Source organism: Pseudomonas sp. TSRC2-2, from assembly GCF_049897785.1.
Taxonomy (GTDB): domain Bacteria; phylum Pseudomonadota; class Gammaproteobacteria; order Pseudomonadales; family Pseudomonadaceae; genus Aquipseudomonas.
Window position 1 is genome coordinate 77237 of the sequence record NZ_JAFCWZ010000012.1, and the last position, 16509, is coordinate 93745.

Here is a 16509-nt window from a genome sequence, read left to right on the forward strand (position 1 = left end):
GTTCGACCCGCGCCACGTCTGCCAATCTCAGGGCTTGAGATCGGGATCGCTGTCCAGATTCTTCTGCTGCACGGCGTCGATATTGCCCGGCGGGTTTTGCGCCGGGGCCTGATCGATGCCCGGTGGCGGCGTGAGTTGCAGCACTTCGCTGGAGTAGCGCCACTCCTCCATGACCTTGTCCGGATGCTCGTTCAGGCGCGTGCCATAACTGGGCACGATCTGGCGCAGCTTGTCCTGCCACGGCGCCGAGGCCAGTTTGTCCTTGAACACCTTGCCCATCAGATCAAGCATGATCGGCGCGGCGGTCGAGGCCCCCGGCGACGCGCCGAGCAGCCCGGCAATGCTGCCATCCCTGGATGCGACCACTTCGGTACCGAGCTTGAGCACTCCACCCTGCTGCTCATCCTTCTTGATGATCTGCACGCGCTGGCCGGCCTGCCACAGCCGCCACTCTTCTTTCTTCGCGTGCGGGAAGTAGGTGCGCAGCGCCTCGAAACGGTCGTCATCGGACTGCATCAACTGGCCGGCGAGGTATTGCACCAGATCGAACTCGCGCACACCGACCCGAACCATCGGCCAAAGGTTGTGCAATGTCGTACTGGCCGGCAGATCGAAATAGGAGCCTTCCTTGAGAAACTTGGTTGAGAACGTCGCGAACGGCCCAAACAGAATCACCCGTTTGCCATCGAGCACCCGCGTATCGAGGTGCGGCACCGACATCGGCGGCGCGCCGGTCGAGGCGATGCCATACGCCTTGGCCATGTGCCGCTGCGCGACCTCGGGGTTGTCGGTGACCAGAAACGAACCGCCCACCGGGAACCCGGCGTAGTCTTTCGCTTCCTCGATACCGGACTTCTGCAGCAGCGGCAACGCCGCCCCGCCCGCGCCGATAAACAGGAATCTGGCGTCGGTGGCGGCCGTGGTGCCGTCCTTGAGGTTCTTGTACTCAACGTGCCACGAACCATCATCGTTGCGCGTAATGTCGCGCACTTCCGTGGACAGCTTGAGGTTGAAGTTATCGCGGCTTTGCAGATGGCTGACGAACTGCCGGGTGATCTCGCCGAAATTCACGTCGGTGCCGATCGGCGTCCAGGTGGCGGCGATTTTCTGCGCCGGGTCGCGCCCTTCCATCATCAGCGGCACCCATTGCCTGATCTGTTCCGGGTCTTCGGAATACTGCATCGGCCTGAACAACGGGCTGGCCTGCAGCGCCTCGTAGCGTTTCTTCAGGAAACGGATGTTGTCGTCACCCCAGACAAAACTCATGTGCGGCGTGGAGTTGATGAACGAGCGCGGATTCTTCAGCACCCCGGTTTTGACCTGCCAGGCGAGGAACTGCCGGGTGATCTGGAACGCCTCGTTGATCTCGACAGCCTTGGTGATGTCGACCTTACCGTCCTTTTCCGGTGTGTAGTTGAGTTCGGCGAGCGCCGAATGACCGGTGCCGGCGTTGTTCCAGCCGTTGGAGCTTTCCTCGGCGACCTGGTCAAGGCGTTCGACCATTTCCATCGACCAACCCGGCTCCAGCTCACTGAGCCACACCGCCAGTGTCGAACTCATGATGCCGCCGCCAACCAGCATCACGTCGACCCTTTGGGTTTGTTCGGCGTACGCCTGGCCAATGCCGACCGAGAGGGTCAAGGCGACCAGTGCGCATTTGCGCATCGGATGATTCATGAAGGCCTCCTTGGGCTCTGTCGGCGATGAAGCCATTTTAGTCGGCGCTGTCGTTCTGCACGGAAGGATCACCGTTGGCCGGCACGCTACTGTCGGGTACGGCTGGCGACGGGTTGCTTTTTTCGGCGCCGGGATAACCGGGCAGACCGCGGGTATCGTCGGGGGTCATGACATCTTCGTTGTCACGGCTGACGTCCCAATCGGTGGTGGCGTTCGGGTCTTCATCGCGCCCGGCAGTCCCGATGACGAAGCCGTCGTCGTTGGGATTGACGGTTTCGTTGAGCGACTTGTCGTTGCTGGACGGGTTGTTCATGTCTGCCTCCAGATCACGTTGTTGGGACTTTTTTGGAAAACCGCTGGCCTTTCAAGTGCGATGGAAAAGACCAACGGTGCATTCGCGACATTGGTCGCCTGGCGTGAACCACCGCTGCCCCGCGTGGTTCCCATGAGAAACAGTCGCTCGAGCAGCGCCATGACCAGCCCGCGATTTGGCATTGAGGAAGAGTTTTTCCTGACCGACCTGCAGACCCTGCGCATGGTCGGCAGCCCTTCGCTGCGGGCCATCGAGGCATGTCGAGCGGCGTTGGGCGCCTGGTTTGCTACGGAAATGTTTCAGGGACAGATCGAGGTGGCTTCGCCGGTGTTCAGTGACTTCGAGCATGCTAGCGATTTCTTGCGCGGCAGCCGTCAGGCCTTGCGCGCAACGCTTGAGCCATTTGGTCTGGGCGTGCTCAGCGCCGGCAGTCATCCATTGGCTGACTGGCGAGAACAGACTCCGACCGAGGAGGAGCATTTCCAGCATTTATTCGAACGCTACGGCCACGTCGCGCGGCGCAGCGTACTGTCAGGTCTGCACGTGCATGTCGAAGTGGGCGAGCCGCTGGATCGCATAGCGGTGATGAATGAAGTGCTGCCGTGGACGCCGCTGCTGTTGGCGCTGAGCTGTTCGTCACCCCTCTGGGATGGCGTCGCCAGTGGTTTCATGAGTTATCGGCAGACGGCGTGTGACGAGTGGCCCCGCATGGGCATCCCGCCGCTGTTTGCCGATCAGCGCCATTACGATGAGCACATGGCATTTCTCACGCGCATCGGTGCGATCACGCAGCCCGCGGAGTGCTGGTGGGGCGTGCGTCCGGCGGCGCGTTTTCCGACGCTCGAACTGCGCATGACCGACGCTTGCCCTCGGGTCGCCGACGCGCTGACTCTGGCAGCGTTTTTCCGTGTACTGGTGGCACACGCCAGTGCGCAGCGGCGTCCCGGATTGCTGTACGACCAGACTGCGCGTGCCATGCTGGAAGAAAATCGCTGGCGCGCCAAACGCTTGGGAATTCACGCGCGCTTTTTGGTCGAAGGGATCGACGGCGATTGTTCGATCATGCAGTGGCTGGAGCTGGCCGAGCAGCGTTTTGCCGATACTGCGCAGGCCTTGGGCGCGGCGCAGTTGTTCGAGTGTGCGCGGGCAATCATCGCCAGCGGCACCAGCGCCGACCGGCAATTGGCGCTGCTTGACCGCGCCTCTGAACGACCGCTGGACGGCCGTTCGGCGCTGGCACAAGTCTGCGAACTGTTGCTTCAGGAAACGGCCGGCTAACCACTCTCGGAAGAACCTTTGAGTTCAACCTGATTGCCGTCAGGATCGAAACAGTACAGCGACAAGCCGTAACCTTCAGCGCCGAAGCGTCTGGCGGCTTTCTCTACGGTCAAACCGAACGATTGCAGATGAGCAATCAGCGCGGCCTCGTTGAACGGCTCAATGCGCAAGCAAAAGTGGTCGACGTTGCGTTTGTGCGCCTCAGCCGCGCCGCCGCCCTTGCGCCCGAGTTCGCCCGCCAGGTCGACCAGATCGATCATCGACGTGCCGGCCCGCAGATGCACCAGCCCCAACGGCTGGTTATGCCTGACCACTTCGGCGCCGAACACCCTGGCGTAGAAATCGATGCTGCGTTGCAAGTCGGCGACGCGCAGGACGATATGGTCGATGCGCTGAATGGAAAACGGATGCATGGCTAGGCTTCCTTGAAAGCGGCGACCCGCTCATTGTGCTGCACAGGCGAAAAAATTCACTGTCGATTTTTCGGTGGAGCGATCGACAAAGCGGATTTACTCTCACCCCATGAACATACCAGCCGCTGTCCTGCCGCCCCACGCCGAAATGGTTCGCGCCATGCTCGAACGCGATACTGCCTATGAAGGCGTGTTCTTCACGGCCGTGAAAACCACCGGAATCTTCTGCCGCCCCAGTTGCACGGCGCGCAAGCCGAAACCGGAAAACGTCGAATTCTTCGCCCACGCCGACGAATGCCTGTGCGCCGGTTATCGCGCCTGCCTGCGCTGCAAACCGCTGGACGCGGCGGCCATCGCCCCGGACTGGGTGCAGCGCCTGCTCAACGCAGTAGACGCCGACCCCGAACAGCGCTGGAGCGATGCGCAATTGCTCGCCGAGGGCATAGAGCCGCTGAAGCTGCGACGCTGGTTCAAGCAGCACTTGGGCATGACGTTCCACGCTTGGCTGCGCACCCGTCGCCTCGGCATGGCGTTGGGCGGAATCAGGCAAGGCACGTCGATTGATCACGCCGCGTTCGATTCCGGCTATGAATCGCTGAGCGGTTTTCGCGACGCGTTTCAGAAGTCTTTCCACATCACCCCCGGCCGTGCGGCCAACAGTGAACCGTTGCTGTTTACCCGCCTGACCACCCCGCTGGGGCCGATGATCGCCATGGCCGAGCGCCGTGGGCTGGTGCTGCTGGAGTTTCTCGATCGCCCGGCGCTGACGCGTGAAGTCGAAGCCCTGCAGAACCGTTATGGCTATGCGGTCGCGCCGGGACACAATGCCCACTTGCAGCAGATCGAAGGGGAGCTGGCGGCTTACTTTGCCGGCAAACTCAGCCAATTCAACGTGGCGTTGCACCTGCCCGGCAGCGCGTTCGCCCGCGAGGTCTGGGCGGCGCTGCTGCAAATTCCCTATGGCCACACCAGCACGTACGGCGCCATCGCGGCGGGGCTGGGAAAACCCGGCGCCAGCCGCGCGGTCGGCCTCGCCAACGGGCACAATCGCCTGTCGATCGTGGTGCCTTGCCACCGGGTGATTGGCGCGGACGGCTCGCTGACCGGCTATGGTGGCGGACAACCGCGCAAGGCGTTTCTGCTCAGGCTGGAGAACGCCGCGCTGCAAATGACTCACCCATTGGCTTTTTGAAGCATGCAACCCATCAGGCAAAAGGGATCTGGATGAGTACGACCGATTCACGGCAGCATGGCTGACGGGTATGGCGTGGCCAGCGCCTTTCTGGCCGCTATAGACCCTGACTGGCAGCGCCATATCCGCGCCGTTGGACCGTGCCTGCATCAGCCGCATCCGGCGCGCGATCCGTATGAATCGCTGGTGCGCGCGATTGCCTATCAGCAACTGCACGCCAAGGCTGGCGATGCGATTCTCGGGCGTTTGGTGGGGCTGTTTGCCGGTCAGACGTTTCCGCGCCCGGCGCAGATTCTCGCCATGGATGTCGAGCAATTGCGCGCTTGCGGGTTTTCAGCGAGCAAGATCGCGACGATTCAGGGGATCGCTCAGGCGACGCTGGACGGCGTGGTGCCGGATTACCCGACTGCGCGGGCGATGGACGATGAAACGCTGATCGAACGCCTCACCAGTTTGCGCGGCGTCGGGCGCTGGACAGTGGAAATGCTGCTGATCTACAGCCTCGAACGCATGGACATCCTCCCCGCCGATGACTTTGGCGTGCGCGAGGGTTATCGACGTTTGAAAGGCCTGGGCATCCAGCCCACACGCAAACAAATGATCGAGATCGGCCGAGCCTGGAGCCCGTATCGCACCGTGGCGGCGTGGTATTTATGGCGGGCGGGCAAGGGATAGGCATCAAATGGACTGATGCCCAGCGATCTGCTCTGAATCCGCCTCCCTCTTCGCGAGCAAGCCCACTCCCACATTCAACGGGCGCCAGACGCAAAATCTGCCAACACCATCAGTTCCCCTGTGGGAGCGGGCTTGCTCGCGAAAACGTCAGGTCAGGCAACATCATGCTGAACGTACCGCCACCTTCGTGAGCAAGCCAAGCCCCACATTCAACGGGCGCCAGACGCAAAATCTGCCAACACCATCAGTTCCCCTGTGGGAGCGGGCTTGCTCGCGAAAGCGTCAGGTCAGGCAACATCATTGCTGAATCCCGTCGCAGCAATCTGATGCGCAGACACATCCTGCCAACAATCATCGCATCCGGTTCTGCCCGCTCAACTAGCCTTCCACTCAAATCAATCACGAACAAGGCAAAGGAATGCCCGAGCGATCTTCGTCTCACCGTCTCAGAATCGGCCGCTTCTGCGAAAGCAACCGCATTTACCTGCTCACCGCCAACACCTTGCACCGTGAACCGGTTTTCAAGAATCACGATCTCGGCAGATTAGTAGCTAACCAGTTCCAACAAGCGCAAGCAGACGGTTTGGCCGATACCTTGGCATGGGTGGTCATGCCGGATCATTTCCATTGGTTGGTCCAGTTGCAGAAAGGAACGTTGGGAGAACTGATGTGCCAGACGAAGTCCCTGAGCACCCGAGCCATCAATAAGACGACCGATAGAACAGGCAGCCTGTGGCAACAGGGCTTTCATGATCGTGCGCTACGGCAAGAAGAGAATCTGGTGCAAATGGCCAGATATGTGGTGGCCAACCCCCTACGCGCGGGCTTGGTGCAAAAGCTTGATGATTACCCGCTCTGGGATGCGATCTGGGCCAGCCGCTGAAACTTTCGACATCATCAACACCCTGTCCGAGCGGCTTGCTCGCGAAAGCGTCCATTCAGTCAACATCATCGCTGAATGCACTGCCCCCTTCGTGAGCAAGCCCACTCCCACATTCAATGGGCGCCAGACGCAAAATTTCCCAGCACCACCACTCCCACATTCAACGGGCGCCAGATGCAAAATCTTCCAACACCTCCAAGACCCTGTGGGAGCGGGCTTGCTCGCGAAAGCGTCCATTCAGTCAACATCATTGCTGAATGCACTGCCCTCTTCGTGAGCAAGCCCACTCCCACATTCGATGGGTGCCAGACGCAAATTTCCCAGCACCACCACTCCCACATTCAACGGGCGCCAAATGCAAAATCTTCCAACACCTCCAACACCCTGTGGGAGCGGGCTTGCTCGCGAAAGCGTCCATTCAGTCAACATCATTGCTGAATGCACTGCCCTCTTTGTGAGCAAGCCCACTCCCACATTCAACGGGTGCCAGACGCAAAATTTTCCAGCACCACCACTCCCATATTCAACGGGCGCCAGATGCAAGATCCTCCAACACCTCCAAGACCCTGTGGGAGCGGGCTTGCTCGCGAAAGCGGTCGCGCGGGCAATGTCATTGCTGATGTATTACCCCGTAAGCCCTCAATGCGCCCGATCAAGCCCCACCAGTAATGCGCTGTCGCGGCTGTAGATATCCGGCGCATAGCGGATACGCCCGGTGCTGTCGACTTGCGCTGTCCAGTAGGTCATCAGGATCGGCACCGGTGCCGACAGACGAAATTCGTGGGTAGTACCGGTCGCCAGCAACGTGTCGGTGCGGTTTTTTTCTGCCGGTGACAGCAGCAGGTCACGTAGTTGCAGCGGGTGCTCGACGCGCACGCAGCCGGAGCTGAATGCCCGTGGGCCTTTGTCGAACAGCGCCTTGCTCGGCGTGTCGTGCAGGTACACCGAGAACGGGTTGGGGAAGCGGATCACCATCTGCCCCAGCGGATTACGCGGGCCAGCGTCCTGGCGCAGGAGGATGTTACCGGGGTTGTCCCAGTCGATATCCGCCGCCGCGAGGGGCTGACCGTTTGCATCGAGCACTTGCAGGTTCTGGCGGCTGAGGAAGGTCTGATCCTTGCGGATCTGCGGCAGCTTGTCTTCTTTCCAGATGGTCGGCGGCACGGTCCAGGTCGGGTTCAGAGTCAACCGCGTGACACGGGATTTGAGCAGCGGTGTCTGGCGTTCGGCGCGGCCGACCTGAGTGCGGGTCTGCCACACGGGTTGACCGCCCTGATACAGCGTCAGCTCAGCGGCCGCGACGTTGACCACCAGACCACTGGGCTCCAGGTCTTGGGCCATCCAGCGGAAACGTTCAAGGTTGACCCGCAGTTGATCGCGGCGCGTCACTGGGCTGATGTTCAGCTCGGCTATGGTGCCCGGCCCGACCACGCCGTCAGCCTGCAACGAGTGGCTGGCCTGGAAATGCTTCACTGCTTCCACCAGCACGTCGTCGTAGGCGTTGTCCGGCGTTACCAGCGCGTGTGCCAGATAGCCTTCGTTATACAGACGCTGCGCCAATTGCGGCACGCGCTGATCTTCCATCGCCGGGCGCAGCAACGGGCCATTGCCGACCGGCTGCCATTGCGGCAAAGCCTGCAAGCGCTGCGCGGCATACAGCTGACGCAGACTTTGGTACTGCAGCAGGTGCGGACGGGCCAGATCAAACGCTGCGGGAATGTTATTCATGCCGGGCACGGCGATGCTGAGCAATCGCGCCTGACGGTCGGTCGGCGGGCCGTCGACACGCCACAGCGGCTCGAAATGCGACTGCAACAGGCGACCGTAATGCAGATCCTGCAAGGCCTGCAGGTAGTTGCGGCTGATATCGATGTCGGCACACAACTCGCCATCCTGCGGCGGCGTTGCTGCCACGGCATAACGATCCGGATTCAAGCCATCATCGGCCAACAGCTGCAATTGTGCGCGCAATGTCGGCAAGCGTGCCGAATCACTCGCCCACACCGGCATCCAGTCCTGCTGTTCATAGAACGCCTGCAATTGGCTCAGCGCCGGGGCGTTGAGACGCGGGGCAATCGCCGGACATGACTGCGCCAGACTGATCAACACCGCTTGCAGCGGGCTGCGCGGCTCGACCGGCAATTGTGTTGCCGGCGTCGGCAGAGTCTCGAGCGGAGGCAGCGGTTCATCGGCGCAAGCGACAAACGGCGCAGCGAGCAAACAAATGCTCAAGTAGCATGCGTACTTTTTGAACAACTGCTTTACTCCAATCCATGGCCGTCCAGATGACGGTCAACCTTACAACAGGTGCGCTGAACAGTCAGGCTCGAACCGCGAGCCTGCGGGTATTGACTGGGAGTCAGGAGCCAAAGTGCCGTTTATGTAGCAAGTGAGGACACTTTATAAAATGTTGACGTTTTTGCGCCGACTTCTGTTGAGCACCGCGACCCTTGTCGCCGTGACCAGCCCAGTATTTGCCGCCGGCAAGCCATCGCCGGTTCTCTACAACAGCCTCGCCCACGCTGCGCCGGAACTCAATCCCCAAGCGCTCAAAGGTGCATTGAACGCCATGCAATGCGCGGTCAACAACGGCGCGAAACCCTCGCGGCATCTGGCGATCATCGATTATTCGCAACCGTCCACCGAGCGCCGCCTGTGGATCTTCGACCTGAATAAAAAGAAGCTGGTGTTGCGCGATCTGGTCGCCCACGGCTCCAACTCCGGGGAAAATTTCGCCACGCAGTTTTCCAATCGCGAAGGCAGTTACCAGTCCAGTCTCGGCCTGTTCCGGACTCAGGAAAGCTACGAAGGCACCCACGGCTATTCCCTGCGAATGGACGGTCTGGAGCCCGGTTTCAATGATCTGGCCCGTGATCGCGCGATTGTGATTCATGCCGCCAGTTATGTGAACCCGCTGTGGAGCAAGCGCCAGGGACGCATCGGCCGCAGTCAGGGTTGCCCCGCCGTGCGGCCGCAGATCGCCAAACAGGTGATCGATCGCCTGAAGAACGGCCAGTTCATGTTTTCCTGGTACCCGGATCAGCGCTGGCTGCAAAAGTCACCGTACCTGAACTGCCAGCCGCAGCAGGTGGCGAGCATTCTCAACACCCACGCCAGCTAACGCGCGTCGCCGCCGGCGGGTTTGTAGAACAGGAACCTGCCGGTCTGCGCGGTGTTGCGATAGGCCTTGGCCCAGCTCGGGTGCACGCCGCGATCGTGGAAATACAAGGCGCCGCGCGTACGATCCTTGAGCTGACGGTTCAACGCCTTGCTAGCGATTTCCTTGGCCAGCGCGTATTCGGCGTCTTCCTTGACCTGATCGGGCTTGCCATCGCACCACCAGGAAAACTGGCAATTGCCGCTTTCCGAACCTTGCTTGACCACCGCGCACACCGTGTCGGGAAAGCCGTCATGGCCGAGGCGATTCATCACGACGCTGGCGACGGCTTCCATTTCCGGGGTGTCCTTGCCCTTGGCTTCCCAATAGATGCTGCGCGCCAGACAGGTCAGCGGATCGTCCAGCGGCGCGGCGCCGGCCGGGTCCACCGCTTGCGCTTCGGTGGGTGTGATCGCTTCGGATTTAGGCGCCGGAGCTGCGCTGACTTTATCCGCCGCTTTCTCCTCGAGCACCTCGGCTTTCTGTTCGGCCTTGGCCTCGATCGGGGCCTGAGCGCCGGCCCATGCTGCGCCGGTCAAAAAGATCAACAACAAACCGCCCGCCAAGCCTTTCAATCCCATGTCGGTTCTTCCGTCAGCGCCCGCCGGGGGCAAGATGTTACGTCGGTGAGACGCCCGGTTTGCGGGGTCTGCGCAGAGTGTAGCGAGCAAATGTGCGGGCGCACCAGCGCAGAAAAATCCGCCCGAAAAGAAAAAGACATTCACCCACCGGGGGCCTTTCGCGCATCATGGACGCATTCAGCTCAAGGGAGATTTCCATGCGCTTCATGCCGTCCGTTTTGCGTTGCGCCGCACTGTCGCTGGGCGTGGTGCTCGCCACCCCGGCGCTGGCCGCCGATGAACTGCAATTGATCGAGTCGATCAACAGCTATCGCAGCCAGCCGCAGCGTTGCGGCACTCAGGCGTCGAACGAGTTGCCACCGCTGTCGGCCGATCCACGGCTGCGACTGCCCGCCAGCGGCGCGGTCGATCTGCAGCAGGCCATGACCAGCGCCCACTACCCGATGGTCAATGTGCAGGCGATCACCCTCAACGGCCCGCGCGATGCAGCGGCGGCAATGCAGGCGATCAAGGAAAGCTTCTGCCAGGTGGTGCTGGATCCGCAGTTCGTCGATATCGGAGTAAACCGCGTTGACCGCGACTGGCGCATCGTCCTCGCGCGGCCGCTGCTGACGGCGAAACTGGGCGATGCACAAAGCGAAGGGCAAAAGCTGCTGGCGCAACTCAATACCGCACGCAGCCAGGCGCGGCAGTGCGGCAGCCAATCCTTCGCTGCTGCAGCACCGCTGGCCTGGAACGCCACGCTGGGCACCATTGCCCAAGATCACAGCCGCGACATGGCCAATAACAATTATTTCGACCACAAGGACCGCGACGGTCGCACACCTGGCGACCGCGCCGAGCTGTCCGGCTACAGCGGGCAACTGGTCGGTGAAAACATCGCCGCCGGGCAAGACACCGTCGGCAAGGTCGTCGACGGCTGGCTCGCCAGCCCTGGCCATTGCGCCAATCTGATGAACCCGCAATATCAGGAACTGGGCGCCGCGTATGCGACCGATCCGAAAAGCAACGCCGGCATTTACTGGACGGCAATGTTCGGCGCACCGTAAGCCTCATCGACGCCGTCAATCACTCGGTCAGCCAGAGTGATTGGACGGCGTGGCGAGTGCAGCCTACCCTGCGCAATCTGCGCCCGCTAACGGCGTTCCATATCCACGAGGCGAGCCCATGACACAGCGTGAATTGATCGATGGTCACAACCGCCGCGTGGATTATCTGCGCCTGTCGGTCACCGACCGCTGCGATTTCCGCTGCGTCTATTGCATGGCCGAGGACATGCAGTTCCTGCCGCGCCAGCAGATCCTCACCCTCGAAGAATTATTCCAGGTGGCGCAAAGCTTCGTCGCCCTCGGCACGCGCAAGATCCGTCTGACCGGCGGCGAGCCGCTGATCCGCCCCGGCGTCGTACAACTCTGCGAGCAGATCGCCGCCCTGCCCGGCCTGCGCGAACTGTGCCTGACCACCAACGGTTCGCAACTGGGCCGACTGGCCCAGCCGCTGTTCGACGCAGGCGTCAAGCGCCTCAACATCAGCCTCGACAGCCTTGATCCGCAGCGCTTCAAAGAGCTGACCCGCACCGGCAATCTGGCGCAGGTTATCGAGGGTATCGATGCTGCTCGCGCCGCCGGGTTCGCCCGCACCAAACTCAATTGCGTGGTGATGCAGGGGCGCAACGATCACGAGATCAACGATCTGGTCCGTTTCGCCATCGAGCGTGATCTGGATATTTCCTTCATCGAAGAGATGCCACTGGGCGCGATTGCCGAACACAGCCGTGCCGAGTCGTTCTACTCCAGCGCGCAAGTGCGCGAACGCATCGCCGAACGCTTCACCCTGATCGACTCGACCGAATCGACGCAAGGGCCGTCGCGCTACTGGCGCGTAGCGGAAGCACCGAACATTCGCCTGGGCTTTATTTCGCCGCACAGTCACAATTTCTGCGGCACCTGCAATCGCGTGCGCCTGACCGTCGAAGGGCGCCTGCTGCTGTGCTTGGGCAACGAGCATTCAATGGATCTCAAAGCCGTGTTGCGCGCACATCCGGGCCACCCGGAACGCCTGGAAAACGCAATCATCGAAGCAATGAAACTCAAGCCGTATCGACACAACTTCGAAGTCAACGACGACGTGCAAGTGGTGCGTTTCATGAACATGACCGGCGGCTGATTCGCCGCGCAACCGGGACCGCGAGATGATCGTCAGACCGAGACCCAATCAGTTCGCCGTGCTGTTCACCCTCAAAGGCTCGATCGCCAAACGCATCGCCGTGCGCACCTTGATGCTGACGCTGCTGGCGGCGGGGATTGTGCTGATTGAGCTCCTGGTACCGAGCTATTTCGCCAAGATCAACGCGACGCCTTTCACCCTGCTGGGGCTGTCGCTGTCGATCTTCCTCAGCTTTCGCAACAATGCCTGTTACGACCGTTGGTACGAGGGGCGCAAGGCCTGGGGCGATGTGCTGCTGCGGGTGCGTTCGGTGATGCGTGAAACCCAAGGCATCGCTGACACCCGCCGGCGTGAGCAACTGTTGCGCAACCTGTGCGGATTCGCCCATGCATTGAACGCACGGTTGCGCTCGGAGAGCGAGGCACAGGCCAGTGCCGACTGGCTCAGCCCGCCACTCGACGAGGCTGCGCCGGATCACTGCGCACAGATCATTCATCAGGTCGGGCGCCAATGTTGCGAGCTGGAAACGGCCGGTGCGCTGTCGCCATGGCGTTATCAATTGCTGGCCAATCACCTGACCTGCCTGAGCCAGGCCCAGGCCGTGTGCGACCGGATCAAGAACACGCCACTGCCCTTCCCTTACACCCTGCTGCTGCACCGCACCATCTACCTGTTCTGCCTGCTGCTGCCCTTCGCCATGGCGCAATCGCTGGGTTGGTTGACGCCGCTGTTCACGGCAATTGTCAGCTACACCTTTTTCGGCTTCGACGCGATTGCCGATGAACTCGAAGACCCGTTCGGGCGCGATGAAAACGATCTGCCGACCGACGCGCTGGTGCGTACGCTGGAGCGCGACGTGTTGCACGAACTCGGCGTTTCGCCGTTACCGCCCGCGCCGCAACCGGACGATTACGTGCTGCGCTGAATAACGCGGGAAACCGCCATCGGCGAATCTCCCGTTTACATGCGCGCAAATTCCCCCTTACTATCCGGGCACACCGGTCGCCGGGCCCACCCTGCCGCCGACGCTTTCCGCCAACGGAAACACGCGTTATGAGTACGTCACCACAACAACCCCAAAGGTTGCACGTCTCTGCTGTACGCGCCCACTGCATACGGGGCCGCGTATGAACCGCATCGTCAATCTGCCCATGGCCCTGCGCCGTTCCAAGCTGCGTCACTCTGCACGCCCGCCGGATATCGCCGTTCCTGCCTGATCGCGCGAACTGACCCCCGCGACAGTCAATTTCTCTTTCTCTGATATCCCTGCCGGGACACGTGCGCTTTTTTTGTCGCGTCGTGTCCGACCGAATCTGCGCGCCTGTGCGGCGCCATCGTGAGTGATTTGCCATGAAATTCGCAGCCATCGAAGACGCCCGCCTGTTCCTTGAACAGAACCCCGATATCGACATGATCGAGTTGTTCATCCTCGACGCCAACGGCGTGCCGCGCGGCAAGCTGTTGCACCGTGAAGAACTGCTCGCCGTGTATGAAAGCGGCCGACCGCTGCCGAGCACGATCCTCGGTTTGACGGTACAAGGCGAAGACGTCGAGAACTCCGGACTGGTCTGGGACGTCGGCGACATCGACTGCCGCGCCTATCCGCTGCAAGGCAGTCTGGTGCGCCTGCCGTGGCGGCAGATTCCGACGGCCGCGGTGCAGGTCAGCATGCACCCGACCGAGGGCATGCCGGCGAGCATCGCTGACCCGCGTCACCTGCTGATCAAAGTCATTGACGGGCTCAAGGCCGAGGGTTACCACCCGGTCATGGCCTGCGAGCTGGAGTTCTATCTGCTCGACGCCAAACGTGATCACAACGGCCGCCCGCAACCGGCGCGGGACGCTGATGGCGGTCGACCGCGACATACGCAAGTCTACGGTTTGCGCGAGTTGGAGCAGATCGAACCGTTCCTCGCCGACCTTTACAGCGCCTGTAAGCTGCATGGCATTCCGGCGCGTACGGCAATCTCCGAATACGCGCCGGGGCAGGTGGAAATCACTCTCGAGCACGGCGACGCGCTGGCGGCGATGGACCAGGCCGTGCGCTACAAACGTCTGGTCAAAGGCGTGGCGCACAAGCACGGCATGCAAGCCACGTTCATGGCCAAGCCGTTCGATGATCTGGCCGGCACCGGCATGCACATGCACGTCAGCCTCGCCGATGCCGAGGGGCGTAATTTGTTCGCCTCTGAAGACCCGGCCGGCACACCGCTGCTGCGCACGGCGATCGGCGGCATGCTCGCATCCTTGCTCGATTCGCTGCTGCTGTTCTGCCCCAACGCCAACTCTTATCGACGCTTCCAGGCCAACAGCTACGCGCCGCTGGCGCCGACCTGGGGTGTCGACAACCGCACGGTCAGCCTGCGCGTGCCGGGCGGCCCGGCCCCTACGCGACACATCGAACATCGTATTTGCGGCGCCGACGCCAACCCTTATCTGGCGGCAGCGGCGATTCTTGCCGGGATACATCGCGGCATTCGTGAGGAGCTGGATCCGGGCGCGCCGGTCGAGGGCAATGGTTACGCTCAGGCAAAAGAATTGTTGCCGACCGATTGGCTGACGTCATTGCAGGCGCTGGAAAATTCACAGTGGGCACGGGAAGCGTTGGGGGAGGAATTTCTTGGGGTGTATCTGGCGGTCAAGCGTGCCGAGTATCGGCAGTTCATGGCTGAAGTGGGTGAGCAGGATTGGCGCTGGTACCTGACCGAGGCTTAACGATCAGACACCGAACCTGTGCGAGCGGGCTCGCTCGCGAAGCGTGGTCACATTCAACATCTTGGGTGACTGACATACCGCTTTCGCGAGCAAGCACGCTCCCACAGGGGATTGCATTATGACTTCCGAATTTTATGTGGATCCTGACATGACCATTCGCTGCAATTCCTATTACACCGCCACCCTCAATCAGGACACCGACTACCCGCCCCTGCAGGGCCGGCACAAGGTCGATGTGGTGATCATCGGCGGCGGCTTCACCGGCGTTGCCACCGCTGTAGAGCTGGCGGAAAAAGGCCTGAAAGTCGCCATTGTCGAAAGCCACATAATTGGCTGGGGCGCCACCGGGCGCAATGGCGGGCAAGTGACTGGCAGCCTCTCCGGCGACGGTGCAATGCGCAAACAGATGCGCGCAAAACTGGGCGATGACGTGGACGATTTCATCTGGCACCTGCGCTGGCGCGGGCATGAAATCATCCGCCAGCGCGTCGAAAAATATGCGATCCAGTGCGACCTCAAACACGGCCATTTGCACGCGGCATACAAGCCGAGCCACATGGTGGATCTGCGCAAGGATTACGACGAAGCCGTGCGCCGCGGTCTGGGTGATGAAGTAAGTCTGCTTGACCGCAACCAGGTTCGCGACTTACTGCAAAGCGAGCTCTATCACGGCGCAATCAAGAACACCCGCAACCTGCACCTGCATCCGCTCAACCTGTGCATTGGCGAAGCACGCGCAGCCGAAAGTCTGGGCGCGCTGATCTTCGAGAACAGCGAAGTGCTGGAGATCATTCACGGCGATAACCCTGGCGTGCGCACCGCCCACGGCCAGATCGACGCCAGTCAGGTGATGCTCGCCGGCGATGTCTATCACAAGCTCGAACCGGGTCAGCTCAAGGGCAAGATTTTCCCGGCCATGGGCGGCATCGTCACTACCGCGCCGCTGGGTGATCTGGCGAAACAGATCAACCCCGAAGATCTTGCGGTGTACGACTGCCGCTTCGTCCTCGATTACTACCGGCTCACTGCCGACGGCCGTTTGCTGTTCGGCGGCGGCGCCAACTACAGCGGCAAGGATTCCCGGGACATTGCTGCGGAGCTGCGACCGTGTATCGAGCGCACCTTCCCGGCGCTCAAAGGCGTGCCAATCGATTACCAATGGAGCTGCGCCATGGGCATCGTCATCAACCGCATCCCGCAACTGGGCAAGCTCTCGGACAACGTCTGGTATTGCCAGGGCTACTCGGGGCACGGCATCGCCACCACGCACATCATGGGCGAAATCATGAGCCGGGCGATCACCGGGCAGATGGAACAGTTCGACACGTTCGCCGCGTGTCAGCACATTCGCGTACCCATGGGCGACCTGCTCGGCAACCCATTACTGGCAGCGGGAATGTGGTATTACCAGATGCTTGAGCGGTTGCGCTGATCCAAACTGTAGGAGCTGCCGAAGGCT

At 61.4% G+C, this 16509-nt stretch carries 15 protein-coding genes; 10 read left to right on the plus strand and 5 right to left on the minus strand.

Annotated elements, in window-relative coordinates:
- Positions 1–27: 27 nt before the first annotated feature.
- Together mqo and ACP7D9_RS22975 are read right to left on the minus strand one after the other, a co-directional pair.
- Positions 28–1677, minus strand: a complete 1650-nt coding sequence (gene mqo, locus ACP7D9_RS22970) for a malate dehydrogenase (quinone) (protein ID WP_426159695.1) — start codon at positions 1675–1677, stop codon at positions 28–30.
- A 37-nt stretch (positions 1678–1714) separates the two neighbouring features.
- Positions 1715–1990, minus strand: a complete 276-nt coding sequence (locus ACP7D9_RS22975; protein ID WP_101159070.1) for a hypothetical protein — start codon at positions 1988–1990, stop codon at positions 1715–1717.
- Between the two features lie 159 nt (positions 1991–2149).
- On the opposite strand from ACP7D9_RS22975, the gene ACP7D9_RS22980 reads away from it, so the two are divergent.
- Positions 2150–3268: a carboxylate-amine ligase gene (locus tag ACP7D9_RS22980; RefSeq protein WP_426159696.1), complete on the plus strand. Its 1119-nt coding sequence runs from the start codon at positions 2150–2152 to the stop codon at positions 3266–3268.
- On the opposite strand, the gene ACP7D9_RS22985 is transcribed toward ACP7D9_RS22980, so the two are convergent.
- Positions 3265–3681 carry a VOC family protein gene (locus ACP7D9_RS22985; protein WP_101159071.1) on the minus strand — a complete coding sequence of 139 codons (417 nt, stop codon included), beginning with the start codon at positions 3679–3681 and terminating at the stop codon, positions 3265–3267. The genes ACP7D9_RS22980 and ACP7D9_RS22985 overlap by 4 nt on opposite strands.
- Before the next feature lie 109 nt (positions 3682–3790).
- Between ACP7D9_RS22985 and ACP7D9_RS22990 the strand changes: the two genes are divergently transcribed.
- The 3 genes from ACP7D9_RS22990 to ACP7D9_RS23000 all read left to right on the plus strand — a co-directional run bounded on the left by ACP7D9_RS22990 (position 3791) and on the right by ACP7D9_RS23000 (position 6431).
- The gene (locus ACP7D9_RS22990; RefSeq protein WP_101159072.1) at positions 3791–4873 is read left to right on the plus strand and encodes a bifunctional transcriptional activator/DNA repair enzyme AdaA; all 1083 of its coding nucleotides are present in this window, start codon (positions 3791–3793) and stop codon (positions 4871–4873) included.
- Positions 4874–4930: 57 nt separating this feature from the next.
- A complete protein-coding gene (locus tag ACP7D9_RS22995) occupies positions 4931–5548 on the plus strand; it encodes a DNA-3-methyladenine glycosylase family protein (protein WP_426159697.1) in 618 nt (205 codons plus the stop codon).
- Positions 5549–5966: 418 nt separating this feature from the next.
- Positions 5967–6431, plus strand: coding sequence for an REP-associated tyrosine transposase (locus tag ACP7D9_RS23000; protein ID WP_426159698.1), 465 nt, complete (start codon positions 5967–5969; stop codon positions 6429–6431).
- 639 nt (positions 6432–7070) lie between these two features.
- Here the strand turns inward: ACP7D9_RS23000 and ACP7D9_RS23005 are convergent.
- The gene (locus ACP7D9_RS23005; protein ID WP_426159699.1) at positions 7071–8687 is read right to left on the minus strand and encodes a L,D-transpeptidase family protein; all 1617 of its coding nucleotides are present in this window, start codon (positions 8685–8687) and stop codon (positions 7071–7073) included.
- Positions 8688–8838: 151 nt separating this feature from the next.
- On the opposite strand from ACP7D9_RS23005, the gene ACP7D9_RS23010 reads away from it, so the two are divergent.
- Complete coding sequence (locus ACP7D9_RS23010; RefSeq protein ID WP_039763264.1) at positions 8839–9552, plus strand: murein L,D-transpeptidase catalytic domain family protein; 714 nt, start codon at positions 8839–8841, stop codon at positions 9550–9552.
- Here ACP7D9_RS23010 and ACP7D9_RS23015 read toward each other — a convergent pair.
- Positions 9549–10169 (minus strand): cell wall hydrolase, encoded by a 621-nt coding sequence (locus ACP7D9_RS23015; protein WP_426159700.1) that lies wholly within the window; start codon positions 10167–10169, stop codon positions 9549–9551. The genes ACP7D9_RS23010 and ACP7D9_RS23015 overlap by 4 nt on opposite strands.
- Before the next feature lie 197 nt (positions 10170–10366).
- Between ACP7D9_RS23015 and ACP7D9_RS23020 the strand changes: the two genes are divergently transcribed.
- The 5 genes from ACP7D9_RS23020 to ACP7D9_RS23040 all read left to right on the plus strand — a co-directional run bounded on the left by ACP7D9_RS23020 (position 10367) and on the right by ACP7D9_RS23040 (position 16482).
- A complete protein-coding gene (locus tag ACP7D9_RS23020) occupies positions 10367–11218 on the plus strand; it encodes a CAP domain-containing protein (protein ID WP_426159701.1) in 852 nt (283 codons plus the stop codon).
- A gap of 118 nt (positions 11219–11336) precedes the next feature.
- On the plus strand, positions 11337–12335 hold the full coding sequence (gene moaA / locus ACP7D9_RS23025; RefSeq protein WP_101159080.1) for a GTP 3',8-cyclase MoaA: 999 nt from the start codon (positions 11337–11339) through the stop codon (positions 12333–12335).
- A 25-nt stretch (positions 12336–12360) separates the two neighbouring features.
- Entirely contained in the window at positions 12361–13260 is a 900-nt protein-coding gene (locus ACP7D9_RS23030; RefSeq protein WP_426159702.1) for a bestrophin family protein, read from the plus strand.
- A gap of 425 nt (positions 13261–13685) precedes the next feature.
- Positions 13686–15050 carry a glutamine synthetase family protein gene (locus tag ACP7D9_RS23035; protein ID WP_426159703.1) on the plus strand — a complete coding sequence of 455 codons (1365 nt, stop codon included), beginning with the start codon at positions 13686–13688 and terminating at the stop codon, positions 15048–15050.
- Between the two features lie 148 nt (positions 15051–15198).
- Entirely contained in the window at positions 15199–16482 is a 1284-nt protein-coding gene (locus ACP7D9_RS23040) for an NAD(P)/FAD-dependent oxidoreductase (protein WP_426159803.1), read from the plus strand.
- Positions 16483–16509: the final 27 nt, after the last annotated feature.

Coding starts and splice junctions, on each gene's coding strand:
- ACP7D9_RS22980 (WP_426159696.1), top strand. CDS start 2,150: ATGACCAGCCCGCGATTTGGCATTGAGGAAGAGTTTTTCCTGACCGAC.
- ACP7D9_RS23035 (WP_426159703.1), top strand. CDS start 13,686: ATGAAATTCGCAGCCATCGAAGACGCCCGCCTGTTCCTTGAACAGAAC.
- ACP7D9_RS23015 (WP_426159700.1), bottom strand. CDS start 10,169: ATGGGATTGAAAGGCTTGGCGGGCGGTTTGTTGTTGATCTTTTTGACC.
- ACP7D9_RS22985 (WP_101159071.1), bottom strand. CDS start 3,681: ATGCATCCGTTTTCCATTCAGCGCATCGACCATATCGTCCTGCGCGTC.
- ACP7D9_RS22975 (WP_101159070.1), bottom strand. CDS start 1,990: ATGAACAACCCGTCCAGCAACGACAAGTCGCTCAACGAAACCGTCAAT.
- ACP7D9_RS22990 (WP_101159072.1), top strand. CDS start 3,791: ATGAACATACCAGCCGCTGTCCTGCCGCCCCACGCCGAAATGGTTCGC.
- ACP7D9_RS23030 (WP_426159702.1), top strand. CDS start 12,361: ATGATCGTCAGACCGAGACCCAATCAGTTCGCCGTGCTGTTCACCCTC.
- ACP7D9_RS23040 (WP_426159803.1), top strand. CDS start 15,199: ATGACCATTCGCTGCAATTCCTATTACACCGCCACCCTCAATCAGGAC.
- mqo (WP_426159695.1), bottom strand. CDS start 1,677: ATGAATCATCCGATGCGCAAATGCGCACTGGTCGCCTTGACCCTCTCG.
- ACP7D9_RS23000 (WP_426159698.1), top strand. CDS start 5,967: ATGCCCGAGCGATCTTCGTCTCACCGTCTCAGAATCGGCCGCTTCTGC.
- ACP7D9_RS22995 (WP_426159697.1), top strand. CDS start 4,931: ATGGCTGACGGGTATGGCGTGGCCAGCGCCTTTCTGGCCGCTATAGAC.
- moaA (WP_101159080.1), top strand. CDS start 11,337: ATGACACAGCGTGAATTGATCGATGGTCACAACCGCCGCGTGGATTAT.
- ACP7D9_RS23010 (WP_039763264.1), top strand. CDS start 8,839: ATGTTGACGTTTTTGCGCCGACTTCTGTTGAGCACCGCGACCCTTGTC.
- ACP7D9_RS23020 (WP_426159701.1), top strand. CDS start 10,367: ATGCGCTTCATGCCGTCCGTTTTGCGTTGCGCCGCACTGTCGCTGGGC.